The sequence below is a fragment of the Nitratireductor aquibiodomus genome (genome assembly GCF_900105565.1).
GTDB lineage: Bacteria > Pseudomonadota > Alphaproteobacteria > Rhizobiales > Rhizobiaceae > Nitratireductor > Nitratireductor aquibiodomus.
The window spans coordinates 1,069,000-1,083,427 of record NZ_FNSL01000001.1; the positions used below are offsets into that span (position 1 = coordinate 1,069,000).

Genomic DNA, 14,428 nt, shown 5'->3' on the forward strand with positions numbered 1-14,428 from the left:
ACGATTCCCAAACGATTTCAAACATACCCGGGAGCATCGGCTCCACGCGAAGAATCGCGCCTGCCCAACCCCATTTTACGTCGCACTACGGTGTCACCCGTCCACAGCGAACGCAAGTTTCCGGCCATGATCGGCGCCCGTGTCCATTGGTAGCGTTGAAATCGTCATTTTCGGGGTTCCGTAAGGCCCGCCCATTGCCTATAAGGCGCGCCTAGCCCGACAATTTTTGCCCGGCCTGCGCGCGGCATCCCGCCCGTGCGGCGTCGGCTCACACGCGCGAGTGATCTTTCATGCCAAAACGCACCGACATCAAGTCGATCCTGATCATCGGGGCCGGCCCCATCGTCATCGGCCAGGCCTGCGAGTTCGACTATTCCGGCACCCAGGCCGTCAAAGCGCTGCGAGAAGAGGGCTACCGAGTCATTCTGGTGAACTCCAACCCGGCCACAATCATGACCGACCCGGAGCTTGCCGACGCGACCTATATCGAGCCGATCACGCCGGAAGTGGTTGCCAAGATCATTGCCAAGGAGCGGCCTGACGCGCTGTTGCCCACCATGGGCGGCCAGACGGCGCTCAACACCGCGCTCAGCCTGCGCCGCATGGGTGTGCTTGAGCGCTACAATGTCGAGATGATCGGCGCCCAGCCCGACGCCATCGACAAGGCGGAAGACCGCTCTCTGTTCCGCGAGGCGATGGCCAAGATCGGCCTTGAAACGCCACGCTCGATGCTGGCCAATGCTTCCGACGTCAAGAACACCGACCGTCAGAAGCACGAGACAAAGCGCCGGGAACTGAAAGAGAAGCTGTCCGGCGACGCTCTCGACAAGGCGCTGGACGATCTCGAAAACGAATGGAACCTCGGCGAGAGCGACCGCAAGCAGCGCTACATGAACCACGCCATGGGTGTGGCCGCGCAGGCGCTCGACTTTGTCGGCCTGCCCGCCATCATCCGCCCCTCCTTCACGCTGGGCGGCACGGGCGGCGGCATCGCCTATAACCGCGAAGAGTTCTTCGAGATCGTCTCGTCGGGCCTCGATGCCTCTCCCACCACCGAAGTTCTGATCGAAGAATCCGTGCTCGGCTGGAAGGAGTATGAGATGGAAGTGGTCCGCGACCGCGCGGACAACTGCATCATCATCTGCTCCATCGAGAATGTGGACCCGATGGGCGTGCACACGGGCGATTCCATCACCGTTGCCCCTGCCCTGACGCTGACGGACAAGGAATATCAGATCATGCGCAACGCATCGATTGCGGTGCTGCGCGAGATCGGTGTGGAGACCGGCGGCTCGAACGTCCAGTTCGCCGTCAATCCGGAGAATGGCCGTCTCGTCGTCATCGAGATGAACCCGCGCGTGTCGCGCTCCTCCGCGCTTGCCTCCAAGGCGACGGGCTTCCCCATTGCCAAGATCGCGGCAAAACTCGCCGTCGGCTACACACTCGACGAGCTGGAGAACGACATCACCGGCGGCGCCACCCCCGCCTCGTTCGAACCTTCCATCGACTATGTGGTCACCAAGATCCCGCGCTTCGCCTTCGAGAAGTTCCCGGGGTCGAAGCCGGTTCTCTCGACCGCGATGAAGTCGGTCGGCGAGGTCATGGCCATCGGCCGCACCTTTGCCGAATCCTTCCAGAAGGCGCTGCGCGGTCTCGAGACCGGCCTCACCGGCCTCGATGAGATCGAGATACCCGGGTACGATCCGGAAGGCGATCCGTCGGAAAACAAGAACGCCATCCGCGCCGCGCTCGGCACGCCCACGCCCGACCGCCTGCGCATGGTCGCCGAAGCGATCCGCCTCGGCACCAGTCTCGAAGACGTCCACGCCATGTGCCGCATCGACCCGTGGTTCCTGGAGCAGATCGCGGCGATCCTCGCCATGGAAGAGCGCGTGCGCGAGCACGGCCTGCCGGAAGATGCTGAAAACCTGCGCCTTCTGAAGTCCATGGGCTTCTCCGATGCACGCCTCGCGTCGCTCACGAAGAAAGAGACGGAAGAGATTCAGAAGATTCGTCATTCTCTCTCCGTCCACCCGGTCTTCAAGCGCATCGACACCTGTGCAGCCGAGTTCGCCGCGCCCACCGCCTATATGTACTCGACCTATGAGCTGCCATTCGCCGGCGCTCTGGCCGATGAGGCACGCGTCTCAGACCGCAAGAAAGTGGTTATCCTCGGCGGTGGCCCGAACCGCATCGGTCAGGGCATCGAGTTCGACTATTGCTGCTGTCACGCCGCCTTTGCGCTGGCCGACGCCGGCTATGAATCGATCATGGTCAACTGCAACCCCGAGACGGTCTCCACCGACTACGACACCTCCGACCGCCTTTATTTCGAGCCGCTGACGCCCGAAGACGTGCTGGAAATCCTGCGCGCCGAACAGGCGGCAGGCACGCTGCACGGCGTGATCGTGCAGTTCGGCGGCCAGACGCCGCTCAAGCTTGCCGACGCGCTGGAGAAGGCCGGCATCCCGATCCTTGGCACCGCGCCCGACATGATCGACCTGGCCGAAGACCGCGACCGCTTCCAGAAGCTTCTGATCAAGCTCGGCCTGAAGCAGCCGAAAAACGGCATCGCCTATTCGGTCGAGCAGGCCCGCGTCGTCGCGTCCGAACTCGGCTTCCCGCTGGTGGTGCGCCCGTCCTACGTTCTGGGTGGCCGCGCCATGCAGATCATCCACAACGAGACCATGCTGCAGACCTATCTGCTCGATACGGTGCCGGGTCTCGTACCCGAGGAAATCCGCCAGAAGTATCCGGCCGACAAGACCGGCCAGATCAACACGCTCCTCTCCAAGAACCCGCTCCTCTTCGACACCTACCTCACCGAGGCGGTCGAAGTGGATGTGGACTGCCTTTCGGACGGCGGCCAGACCTATGTTTCGGGTATTATGGAGCACATTGAGGAAGCGGGCATTCACTCCGGCGACTCCGCCTGCTCCCTGCCCGTTCACTCTCTCGACGAGGGCCTTGTCGCAGAACTGGAACAGCAGACCGCAGCCCTCGCCCGCGCGCTGAAGGTCGGCGGCCTGATGAACGTGCAGTACGCGGTGAAGAACGGCGAAATCTACGTGCTCGAGGTCAACCCCCGCGCATCGCGCACGGTGCCCTTCGTCGCCAAGACCATCGGCCGCCCCATCGCCAAGATCGCCGCCCGCATCATGGCGGGCGAAACACTGGAAAACGCCTTCGCCCATTATGGCACCATGCCGAACGCGCGCGACCTCGGCCATATCGCGGTCAAGGAAGCCGTCTTCCCCTTCGCCCGTTTCCCCGGCGTCGACACGCTGCTCGGACCGGAGATGAAATCCACCGGCGAGGTGATGGGTCTGGACACAGACTATGCGCTCGCCTTTGCCAAGGCACAGCTCGGCGCCGGCGTCGACCTGCCGCGCGAAGGCACGCTGTTCGTGTCGGTGCGCGACGACGACAAGGCCCGCGTCCTGCCGGCCGTCAAGCGGCTCGCCGATGCCGGCTGGCATGTTCTGGCCACCGGTGGCACGGCCCGCTTCCTGCGCGAAAACGGCATCGAGGCCGAGAAGATCAACAAGGTTCTGGAAGGCCGTCCGCACATCGAGGACGCCATCCGCAACCGTCAGGTCCAGCTCGTCTTCAACTCGACGGACGGTCAGAAGGCCATGTCGGACTCCAAGTCGCTGCGCCGCGCGACGCTGATGCAGAAAGTGCCTTATTACACCACCATGGCAGGTGCGGAAGCTGCCGCCGAAGCCATTGTCGCATTGAAGGCCGGCAGCCTCGAAGTGCGCCCGCTGCAGAGCTACTTCATCTGAACGGCAGATCAGCACGAGCGCAGTCGCCCCGCTGAGCGCGTTTCCAGGAAAAGTGGAACCGGCTTTCCGTCTTGAACTGCGTAAAAGCAAGCAGTTTGACCGCTTCATCGATTCCATGAAACGCTGAAGCGGTCTGGGCGCGGCGGCTGCGCCTCGCCCTGAAGTCCCGCGCCTCCGACCAGGCGCGAACGGCACCAATGCCGCAGCCGTGCGCGCCGGACGCGCCTTTCATTCGCAGTTCTCCCCCCCTTCGACAAGCTCATGCGCGCCGCCACGGCGAACGCGATGGGAGCCCATTGTCGAATTGATACAATTCGACTGGTACGATCAGGTAAACAATAATACCAATCCACTATAAACTAAACGGCTACATGAATTTCAGAATAATATTGTTTTTAATATAAAAACTCTCAAATCCCTCTCCTGCTAAGGCAAAGGTTTACACAGTAGAAAACCATCAAATCCGAACATCTAAGCTAAACATCAACAGCATTGGCGCGGAACTCACGAAGCCAGAGCGCCTGCCAGACTGTCGGAGCACGAGATCGGGGCCGGTATTGCAGCGCCCCGTGTGAATTTTAAGCACCAAGGACTTTTGCGATGAAACCGTATTTGAGAACTGCCCTGCCTCTTTTCGCGTTGCTGGCTGTGGTTGCGGCCTGCTCGGATCTGGCAACGCTGAAGAAGAAGATCGTTTCCTTCCCCGCATCGGAACTCGTGTGGATCGAGATCCCGGATTCGGGCGGCATCAGATATGCCAATGTCCGCGGCGACCTGGCGGGCGACGGCCCCTATGAGGCTTTCGTCCTGTTCCCCGCCGGCAAGGACAACCCGTATCACTATCACACCCGGTCCATCCCGACGGTGGTGTTAAAGGGCACTTTTTACGCCGTGGTCGACGGTCAGCGGACGGAATATCCGGCAGGTTCGTTCTACGATCTGCCGGGGCACCTGAAGCATTTCAGCGGTTGCGCTGATGGCGTCGACTGCCTCCTTTTCCAGTATCAGGACAGGGGGTTTGACCTTGTCCCGCAACGGGAAGAGAACGCGGCTCATTTGATGAAGTCCGAGCGCGCCCCTGCCGGGGCGCGCTCAATTCCGACGCTCGAAAAGACGACGGCTAGCTGCGCCGGTAAAGCGACAAAACAAGTGGTGACAGCACGATTGTCAAAAGTGCCGGCGCAACAAGCGCAAGCACCACTTCGCCCCCTGTGGCCGTTCCGCTCATCAGCCCCCGCAGGGCCGTCGTCATGTGCGACACAGGGTTCCGCACCACAAACGCCTCCAGCCAGCTCGGCATTGTTTCCGGACGCACCATGATGTTGGAGGCGAACACCAGCGGAAAGATGAATGTGAAACCGATGGTCATCACGGTCATCGGTGTGCGGATCAGCAATCCGAGCACGATGAAAATCCAGCCGACACCAAAGCCGATGGCGATCAGAAGCACAAAGGACGCGACAACTCCCGCGATCCCCGCTTCCGGGCGATAGCCCAGCACAAGTCCCACGGTGAGAATGATCAGCCCCGCAATGGTGTGACGCAGAACATCGCCCACCATAAGCCCCGCAAAGGGCGAAAGGGACCAGATGGGCAGTGAGCGAAAACGTTCAAACAGGCCCTTGGAGAGGTCCGTCGACAGGCCCATGCCGGAATAGACCGAGTTGAACACCACGGTCTGCACCAGAATGCCAGGCAGGAAGAATTGCAGATAGTCGCTCGTGGACCCGGCCAGCGCGCCACCGAAAACGAATGTGAACAGCAGCGTGAACATGAGGGGCGTCATGATCAGGTCGAACAGTTGCTCGGGCACGTGCTTGAATTTCAGCACCGCCCGCCAGCCAAAGGTCAGTGCATTGGAAATTGCGGACGGCCGGGGCGGACGCGCCAGATTGGAAAGCATTGCCGGGCCGTTTTCCAAGGAACTCATGATGCCTCTCCCCCGGTCTCTTCTTCCATGGGCTGCCCGGTCAGTGCGAAAAACACCTCATCCAGGCTCGGTGAGCCCATAGAAAAGTCGGAAAGCTCTATCCCTGCTGAAATTAGCGCCGCAAGCGCTTCGTTGGCGGCCCTGGTGGAGCCGGCGACAACGGAAAGCTGTGCGCCTTCGGCGCTGCGCTGCACGGTCGCCCCCAAAGTCCGCTCCAGAATGGCTTCTGCCTCGTCCAGTCGTCCGTTGTCGGCAAGCGCGACATGGAGGAAGCCGGAGCCAATGGCCGACTTGAGCTCCCGGCTCGTGCCTTCAGCGATTTTGCGGCCACGATCAATGACGGCGATACGCGCGGCCAGTTGATCGGCCTCCTCAAGATACTGTGTCGTCAGAAGGATTGTTACGCCCGACTGAGCGAGCGCGCGGATCATTTTCCAGACGCCCTGCCGTGCTTTCGGATCGAGCCCCGTCGTGGGTTCGTCGAGGAACAGGACGCCCGGTGTGACGATCAGCGAAGCGGCAATATCGAGCCGCCTCCGCATCCCGCCGGAATAGGACTTGACCTGTTTTCTGGCTGCATCCGAGAGCTCGAAGGCTGCAAGCAGCTCATCCGCTCTCGCCTTGGCAAGACTGCCTGAAAAGCCCCAGAGCCGGGCGAGCATGACAAGGTTCTCACGACCCGTCAGGTCTTCGTCGAGCGAGGCAAACTGCCCGGTCAGTGCAATGGCACCTCTCACCGCCTGTGGGTCTGAAACAACATCGTGCCCCATGACGGTTGCGGAACCGCTATCCGGACGCGCAAGTGTGGCGAGCAGGCGGATCAGCGTGGTCTTGCCCGCACCATTCGGCCCCAGAATGCCGAAGATCATGCCCCGCGGGACATCCAGATCGATGCCGTCCAGCGCCGTGACGTCTCCATAGCGCTTGGCCAATCCGCGCACGGAAATCGCAAGAGGCAATGTGTCGTGGGCGGACGACATGGTGCCCATCGGGTTCAAATCGTTCATGCGTAATCCTCCGGGCAGCCGTTTCCCATCACTGCAAGACAGATCACTGCAAGACGGATCCGCGAGGCAGTCTCCGACAGTGCGGAGACATACACCAATCCAGAGTTCGTCAGAACCGGATTGTCGAGCGCGCTCGAACGCTGCTGACACCTCCCGCCGAGGCCACACTTCAGTCGCGCAGCCCGGTTTCCCTGAGCAGTCCCTTACGCTTGGCATCGTAGTAGTAACCGCTGGCATAAAAACGCACCGCGCGATCTTCGTTCCCCTCGGCGGTGATGTACGCGCCACGGAGGTATTTGACCGCATATTTCAGATTGGTTTCGGCATCCAGCAAACCGGAAGCAGGGCCGCGATAGCCCATGGTCTGCGCTGTATCGTGACGAATCTGCATCAGCCCCCAATAAATGCGGTTGCGGGCCGTCGGATTAAAATTGCTCTCCCGCTTCACGACCCTGCGCACCAGCCGCTCAGGCACATCGTAGATGCCCGCATACTGGGCGATCAGCGCATCGAGCTCGGCGCTGCGCGGAGCAACGGGGTCCACACTTGCACCGGCTTCCAGTGCCGTCAGCGCGGCGGAAGGCGGGCGCTGGCCCGCAAACGCTTCAGGGCTTACGTCTTCGCCGGAGATCGCGGCATCCTGTTCTGCAACCAGACTGTTCGCAACAACCGCCGCATCGGCGCTGCTTTCGGTGGCATCGGCTTTGGCCTGACCATCGCTCCCGGTCGTTGTGCAACCGGCCATGGATGGCAATGCGATCACGAGACCGATAACGAACATTCGGGAAAACAATGGCAAGGCGCATTCCTTCGATAAGATCATCCCCACCCGCGCGCCTTCTACCGTGCTATGCAAAGCGTGGCAATCTCATGTCAGGACAATGCCCGTTCACTCTTTGTACCATAGTGTTTCCATGCTAGACGTGGCACTGGAAACAGTGTGGTTGGGTGCGCCATGACCTACAGTGCTTATCACGTGTTCGAAACGGCCTTTGGCTTTTGCGGTGCAGGCTGGAGCGAAGTGGGGCTTGCGCGCTTCATTCTTCCCACGCCCGAGGCAGAACCCGTCGAAAGATTGCTGAGACAGCGCCTGCCGGTCTCCAGAGCCACTCAGCCGATAGGTGAAATGGCCGATCTTGTGGCAACCGCACAGCGCTATTTTGACGGCAGCGAGGAGACCTTTTCCAGCGTGCCTCTCGATCTTTCAGGCGTCAGCCCGTTTCACCGCGCGCTTTACACCGCCATGCGTCGCCTCGCCTACGGCGAAACAACAACCTACGGCGCGCTTTGCGAAAGTGTCGGATTTCCGAAAGCCACCCGGGAGACGGGCGCAGCCATGGGCCAGAATCCCATCCCCCTCATCATCCCCTGCCATCGCGTGCTTGCCGCCGGCGGCAGGATCGGTGGATTTTCCGCCCATGGCGGCATCACGACAAAGCAGAAGATGCTCGCACTGGAAAACGCTCGCTCGCCAAACGCGGTCCCTGCGCAGGGAGCCTTCTCATTCTAGCGGGAGTTGAATCCCGCACCTTGCACGCGAGCGCGCAGCACGCATAATAAACACGATTCGGATGGCCCCGGTGATTAATGGGGACAGCCACAATCTTGCCGTCAATCGGTCGATATATCGGCGGCATTTCTGTCCAGCGTTGGGTTCGTTGCGTCCGTGATTTTCAATCGGCGGGAATACCATGCTTCAATCTACCGACAACGGCATCAAAAATCGCCTGACTGAACCATCGGCGATGATCGCGGAGGTCAAACGCCTGCTCACGAGAGGCGTTGCGATGGACCAGATCGCTCTCGAACTGTCAAAACAGTTCTATATCGACATCGATCTTCTCAATGCGGTGTTGCGCGCGATGCGCAAAAAGATGACATCCGGAAAGATGGACGAAAACGGCAAAGCACAAACCTCTGCCAGCATCGGCGACAAAGCCGCAGCCTGAACAGTCCGGACACAATATTCGCGCAATTTGTGTCGAATTTTCCCGAACCCGAACACCGTTTCAAAATCCCTCTCTGGTAGCAACGGAAGACAGGACACAACCCGTTGCACAAATTTGCACCAGAACCAGGAGAGGACGCTTCGTGTTGCTCGGAAATATATTGAACCTGCCGTTGATCGACAGATACACGCCGCCGGCCAGACAGCCAGACACTCAGGATCCTGCTTCCCCACCAAACGGGACGACGCAGCCCGAACCGGCTGATGGGGGAACCGCGGGCTCCGGTAATTCTCCAGGTCAGGCCCAGCCGACGCCGAGCACGCCCGGTTCTGGCAACAGCCAGTCTTCTGCACCTTCAAACGGCTCTGCCACCGTGGAAAGCAGATACCGTGTCTCCTCGATGAACAGGTTGCCCGAAGAGCCCGAAGACAGTGTCAGGATCGAAGCCTGGGCGAGACGCGCGGCGCTTGAGGTCCAGAAAAACGAACAATTCGCGTCCATGCTGCAGCGCATTTCCAGCCCGGAATCTGCCGCCCGGATCGCTCTCCTCCACAAGGATCCTGAAAACGGTCCGGATCTCCTTTCCGTGGCCGCCGCCTACGGTGAAAATCAGGATAACCCGTCGGTTGCACCCGACAGCTCCGAGAATTGACGACAGGACAGAAGCCCGACCTTGTCGGGCTTCTGTTTATTCAGAACTTTGTCCGCGAGGCAGACGCAGGCCAGCCACACCGCCATCTCTCGCTCAACGAGACAACGACTTTCCGGGGATCGCGGAGCACCCGTGCAGCATTCAGCGGGCGCAGATCCATAGCAGAACCCGCCTCCTTCGGCCCGGCAAGCAGGTCACCCTGCACGAGATCGGCACCGACCGACATCGCCGCCAGAAGATGGACCGGGTCCTCGATCCCCTTGATCGAAACCCTGATGCCGGCGCGCTGGAGATTCTCCGCCATCTGACGCATCAATCGCACCGCCGACGTAATGTTTGCCACACGGCGAAACCATGAACCGTCGACGTTCACGATGTCCGGCTGAACCCGGTCGACGGCTTCCAGAACGTCAGGCTGCACCCCAAAACCGTCCACCGCTATGCGAACGCCCGCCGACCGTATCGTCTCGATAAACCGGCTGGAAATCTCCTGATCATCCGGCCCGGTGCCCGACACGCGGAACACCAGTGACCGCGGAGAAAGGGCCGTCTCCGCAAGCCGGGCGAAGGCAAGTGCCAGATGATCCAGCGCTTTGGGTCCGCGAAGCAATGCCGGCCCGAACGGAAGATGAAGCGAGAGGCCCTCCTGCCCGGTATGATGATGATTTCCGATATGCATCAGATTGCAAAGGGACTGTAGTTCTCCCTCTGCTGCGCTGTCGACGGAAGAGAAAAGCACTTCCGGTTTCAACGGTGTGAAGTCGAGCAGCGGCAAAACCGACGCCTCAAGGCCTTCCGGTATCAGCCTGCCGGACGAAATCCGGAAAACAGGCTGATAGAGGGAACGGAGCCGGTAGACCCCGTACACACCCGTCTCCAGACCGATTTCATCGGCAATAAGCGCGCCGCAGGCCGGGGATGCTGATCGTCCAGGCATCGTTCTAGGTTCCACGGCGACCGAAGGTGCGTCCGCTTCTGTTCGGCGAAACATCGCGTCTGGTTTTTTCGGCCTTGCCCTGCTCCAGGCGCTCCGCCGTGCCAGCCAGTGCCCGTCGGCGCTCGCTCTCCCGCGCAGCCTCGAACTCTTTGAACGCACCGGGAGCCAGTTGAGGCCGGGCAAGCGCGAACCCCTGAACCATGGAGACACCGCAGCTTTCGGCGAGCTCAAGCTGCTGGCCGGTTTCAATTCCTTCGAAAACGGTGCGAATGCCCTTCTCGGAGAAGGCGCGGACCATCTCGGTCAACATCGCGACGCCGGGGGCGGATGCCAGAAGATGGCCCGTCCAAGCGCCGTCGAACTTGACGATGTCAGGTCCTAGAGCCTCTATGCGCCTGAGGTCGGAACTGTCTGCTCCGTAGTCGTCGACCGCGACCCGGTGCCCATATCCCTTGAGCGCCTGCACAAAGCCGAGGAGCGTCTCGTCCGATCCCGTTTCCTGTTCGGTGATTTCACAGACAACGCGTTCAGCCGTGATACCGGAATCTCTCAAGACAACCTGAACATCGCGCAGCGCACTTGCCGCAGAAGCGGCATCGACGAAATGCGATGGGTCGAAATTGACGAAAAGCGATGCCGTTTCACTGAGACTGACACCGGCGTTGAGGAGATGCAGCGTTCTTGCCAGCGTTTCGACCTGAAAGCGGTCGACCTCGGGAATGCTGGAAAAGAACGTTCCGGGGCCGACCGGCTGCTCATCCCGAAAAGGACGGATCAACCCCTCATAAGCAGTCACGAGAAGACGGCCTTCACGAAAGGAGAAAATCGGCTGAAAGGCGGATTTTAGTGTGTAACCGCCCCAGATGCCCACAGCCGTCCCGTCATCCTGTCGGGCGATGTGGGCGAGGCCGATGCTGCGCGGCATGCTGCGCTTCCTCAAGTCTCGTCATTCATGGGGCTTAAAATGCCAGCAAACGCCTTTATTCGCCGTTAACGACTGGTTTAACGCCGCAAATCGGCTGGCCGCTTGCGATTCTTTCCGCGATCGGACATGAAGGACCACGCTGAAGCTCAGTGTAAATCTCACAGGAACCGGAGTCCTCCAATATGGCTTTCCTTGCCGATGCCCTTTCACGCGTAAAACCATCCGCAACCATCGCGGTTTCCCAGAAAGCGCGCGAACTGAAATCTCAGGGCCGCGACGTCATCGGCCTTGGCGCGGGAGAGCCGGATTTCGACACGCCGGACAATGTGAAGAAAGCCGCAATCGAAGCGATCAATCGCGGCGAAACGAAGTACACGCCCGTTTCCGGCATTCAGCCCCTGCGCGAGGCGATCGCAGCCAAGTTCAAGCGCGAGAACAATCTCGACTATGACTGGAAACAGACCATCGTCGCCACCGGCGGCAAGCAGGTTCTGTTCAACGCCATGATGGCAACGCTCAATGCCGGCGATGAAGTGGTCATCCCCAGCCCATACTGGGTCAGCTACCCGGAGATGGTCTCCATCTGCGGCGGCACGCCGGTCGCGGCTGAGACCAGCATCGAGAACGGCTTCAAGCTCACCGCCGAGGCACTCGAGAAGGCCATCACGCCGAAGACCAAATGGCTGATCATGAATTCGCCGTCCAATCCTTCGGGAGCGGCCTATACTGCGGAAGAGCTCAAGGCTCTCGCCGACGTGCTGCTCGCCCATCCGAATGTATGGGTGCTGACCGATGACATGTACGAGCACCTGACCTATGGCGATTTCAGGTTTCACACCATCGCCGAGGTGGAGCCGAAGCTCTACGAGCGCACACTGACCATGAACGGCGTCTCCAAGGCCTATGCGATGACAGGCTGGCGTATCGGCTATGCCGCAGGTCCCCTCGAGCTCATCAAGGCCATGGACATGATCCAGGGGCAGCAGACCTCGGGCGCATGCAGCATCGCACAGTGGGCGGCTGTCGAAGCACTCAATGGCCCGCAGGATTTCGTCGCCAGAAACAAGGCAATCTTCCAGGGGCGCCGTGACCTGGTGGTGTCCATGCTCAACCAGGCAAGGGGCATCAAATGCCCGGTCCCCGAAGGCGCGTTCTACGTCTACCCGTCCTGCGCCGAACTGATCGGCAAATCGGCACCGTCCGGCAGGACGATCGAGACCGACGAAGATTTCGTATCTGAACTGCTCGAAGCGGAAGGCGTGGCCGTCGTGCACGGCTCTGCCTTTGGTCTCGGCCCCAATTTCCGCATCTCCTACGCCACTTCCGAGGCCCTTCTCGAAGAGGCATGCAACAGGATCCAGCGCTTCACGGCTTCACTGAAGTAGAAGCAGCTTCGATATCCGGCTATTGCGCCGCAAAATTTTCTTTCTGCGGCGCAATAGTATTAACGCCCTCTTTAAGTTTCGTATTGTTCTCTCCTTTCCAAGGGTTTTGGGGAGACATCGGGGGTCATGAGCATCCTCTCCACCGTGCGCCGCAACGGCAAGCGTGTTTATATCGGCGTTCAGACGCTTCTGATCACTGCGACCGCGCTCGCCGCCGCCGCCTATTTTCTGGCGCCTGGCGAAAGCAGTGTATCGGACTGGCTGCTTTTCACCTGCCTTGCGCTCAGCATCGCCGGCCTGGGTCTGCTTGAGTACCTCAAACGCACTGTCACCGATCAGCTGAGGGATGCCGTGCGCATCGAGGCCGAGCGCACACGTCTTACCGAAAACGACCTTCTCACAGGCGCCCTGACCCGCGGGCGGTTTCTCGACGAGCTCAACACCAGCATCGGCACGCTCTCGAAGCCGCGCCGCATCATGCTCCTGCTTGTCGACCTCGACCATTTCAAGCAGCTCAATGACGGGTTCGGCCACCAGTTCGGAGATGAAGCGCTGGCACATCTGGTCGCCTGCGCAAAGCACTGTTTCCCCGATTGCACCATCGGCCGGCTCGGCGGCGACGAATTCGCCATCCTGATGTATGGCAACGATCTCGCGCGCTGCCGCTCCCGTGCCGAGAAACTGCTCGCCATGCTGCAGAGAGGCCGGGCCTGCGAGGGGCATCAGATTCCACTCGGCGCATCGATCGGTATCGCTGTGGCGCCCCAGCATGCGAGCAGCCACAAAGAACTTCCCCTGCTGGCCGACCTTGCCCTGTACGAGAGCAAGGGCGCCGGGCGCGGCCGTATCACCGTCTTCGATCCCGACATGCTGTCGGAAAAACGCCAGCGCCGCTTCATGGAGCGCGAATTGCGTGCCGCGATCTATCTCAACGAGCTGGAGCTTCACTACCAGCCCCTGACCGATTCCGAACGCAACTGCACCGAGCTGGAAGGTCTGGTGCGCTGGCGCCATCCCGTGCGCGGCATGGTCTCGCCAGCCGAATTCATCCCCGTGGCCGAGAGGTCGAACCTGATTGACATGGTCGGCGAATGGGTGTTTCGCCGTGCGTGCCTCGACCTCGACCGTTTCGCCTGCAACCGCATTAGCATCAATGTCTCGGGCGAACAGCTCAAGCGCGATGGTCTCGTGCACATGCTCGATCGCGTGCTGCGTGAGACGGGGGCTTCAGCAAACCGGTTCGTCCTCGAAATCACCGAGACCGTCGCCACCGCTGCGACGCCTGAAATCATCGCCCGCATCGAACGGCTGCGCGAGATGGGTTTCCACATCGCGCTGGACGATTTCGGCACCGGCCATTGCGGTTTCAACTACATCAAGACGCTGCCCATTGATGCGATCAAGATCGACCGCAGCTACATCCGCAACCTTGGACATGACCGCATTGCCCAGGTGTTCGTCTCAGCCCTCACCCAGATCGCGCGCATTCAGGGTCTCACAATCGTTGCCGAGGGGATCGAGACCGAAGAAGAGTTCGATCTTGCGCGCGCCGCCGGCTGCAACCGCTTCCAGGGCTATTTTCTCGGACGGCCTGAGGCCGCGCCTGCGATCCACCGCAAGAGCGACAATGTCGAGCGTCTGGCATTGACCGCCTGAGAGCCCTTGCCGAAATCCCAAAGCCGTGTGACGATATTTGACGGGGAACGTCGGCGCACCGGCATGTGAGTGCCGCAAACGGGTCTCTCAAGGGCGGAGAATGCTCCTGATCATCCGTCTACGCGCCACGACCGCGCGACGGCCGCACAGGCCGGCCGCCGCTCATGAAACGTGTGCAGGTAAACGCGTGAGAGGAGGC

Annotated in this window: 12 protein-coding genes and 1 pseudogene; 6 read left to right on the plus strand and 7 right to left on the minus strand. The window is 60.6% G+C overall.

What is annotated here, in order from left to right; genetic code table 11:
- Positions 1-290: 290 nt before the first annotated feature.
- Positions 291-3,788, plus strand: coding sequence for a carbamoyl-phosphate synthase large subunit (carB, locus tag BLW55_RS05025; protein WP_090327163.1), 3,498 nt, complete (start codon positions 291-293; stop codon positions 3,786-3,788).
- 870 nt (positions 3,789-4,658) lie between these two features.
- Here carB and BLW55_RS20740 read toward each other — a convergent pair.
- The 4 genes and pseudogenes from BLW55_RS20740 to BLW55_RS20900 all read right to left on the minus strand — a co-directional run.
- Positions 4,659-4,844 carry a hypothetical protein gene (locus BLW55_RS20740; protein ID WP_007007469.1) on the minus strand — a complete coding sequence of 62 codons (186 nt, stop codon included), beginning with the start codon at positions 4,842-4,844 and terminating at the stop codon, positions 4,659-4,661.
- Positions 4,845-4,908: 64 nt separating this feature from the next.
- Complete coding sequence (locus BLW55_RS05040) at positions 4,909-5,718, minus strand: ABC transporter permease (protein WP_090327168.1); 810 nt, start codon at positions 5,716-5,718, stop codon at positions 4,909-4,911.
- Positions 5,715-6,725 carry an ATP-binding cassette domain-containing protein gene (locus tag BLW55_RS05045; RefSeq protein ID WP_090327170.1) on the minus strand — a complete coding sequence of 337 codons (1,011 nt, stop codon included), beginning with the start codon at positions 6,723-6,725 and terminating at the stop codon, positions 5,715-5,717. The genes BLW55_RS05040 and BLW55_RS05045 overlap by 4 nt, the downstream gene beginning before the upstream one ends.
- 169 nt (positions 6,726-6,894) lie before the next feature.
- Positions 6,895-7,254: pseudogene (locus BLW55_RS20900) on the minus strand (transglycosylase SLT domain-containing protein); the annotation flags it as partial.
- A 426-nt stretch (positions 7,255-7,680) separates the two neighbouring features.
- Here BLW55_RS20900 and BLW55_RS05055 point away from each other — a divergent pair.
- Positions 7,681-8,235: a methylated-DNA--[protein]-cysteine S-methyltransferase gene (locus BLW55_RS05055; RefSeq protein WP_090327176.1), complete on the plus strand. Its 555-nt coding sequence runs from the start codon at positions 7,681-7,683 to the stop codon at positions 8,233-8,235.
- Positions 8,236-8,470: 235 nt separating this feature from the next.
- Positions 8,471-8,674, plus strand: a complete 204-nt coding sequence (locus BLW55_RS05060; protein ID WP_244508990.1) for a hypothetical protein — start codon at positions 8,471-8,473, stop codon at positions 8,672-8,674.
- A 297-nt stretch (positions 8,675-8,971) separates the two neighbouring features.
- Here BLW55_RS05060 and BLW55_RS05065 read toward each other — a convergent pair whose 3' ends face one another.
- The gene (locus BLW55_RS05065) at positions 8,972-9,175 is read right to left on the minus strand and encodes a hypothetical protein (protein ID WP_090327181.1); all 204 of its coding nucleotides are present in this window, start codon (positions 9,173-9,175) and stop codon (positions 8,972-8,974) included.
- Here BLW55_RS05065 and BLW55_RS20745 point away from each other — a divergent pair.
- The gene (locus tag BLW55_RS20745; protein WP_155983450.1) at positions 9,174-9,326 is read left to right on the plus strand and encodes a hypothetical protein; all 153 of its coding nucleotides are present in this window, start codon (positions 9,174-9,176) and stop codon (positions 9,324-9,326) included. The genes BLW55_RS05065 and BLW55_RS20745 overlap by 2 nt on opposite strands.
- A 40-nt stretch (positions 9,327-9,366) precedes the next feature.
- Here the strand turns inward: BLW55_RS20745 and BLW55_RS05070 are convergent, their stop codons facing one another.
- The gene (locus BLW55_RS05070) at positions 9,367-10,263 is read right to left on the minus strand and encodes an EAL domain-containing protein (RefSeq protein ID WP_177175020.1); all 897 of its coding nucleotides are present in this window, start codon (positions 10,261-10,263) and stop codon (positions 9,367-9,369) included.
- Positions 10,264-10,267: 4 nt separating this feature from the next.
- The gene (locus BLW55_RS05075) at positions 10,268-11,188 is read right to left on the minus strand and encodes an EAL domain-containing protein (protein ID WP_090327186.1); all 921 of its coding nucleotides are present in this window, start codon (positions 11,186-11,188) and stop codon (positions 10,268-10,270) included.
- A 182-nt stretch (positions 11,189-11,370) separates the two neighbouring features.
- Here BLW55_RS05075 and BLW55_RS05080 point away from each other — a divergent pair, with 182 nt between their 5' ends.
- Positions 11,371-12,573 (plus strand): pyridoxal phosphate-dependent aminotransferase, encoded by a 1,203-nt coding sequence (locus BLW55_RS05080; RefSeq protein ID WP_090327188.1) that lies wholly within the window; start codon positions 11,371-11,373, stop codon positions 12,571-12,573.
- 126 nt (positions 12,574-12,699) lie between these two features.
- Complete coding sequence (locus BLW55_RS05085; protein ID WP_007010493.1) at positions 12,700-14,229, plus strand: putative bifunctional diguanylate cyclase/phosphodiesterase; 1,530 nt, start codon at positions 12,700-12,702, stop codon at positions 14,227-14,229.
- Positions 14,230-14,428: the final 199 nt, after the last annotated feature.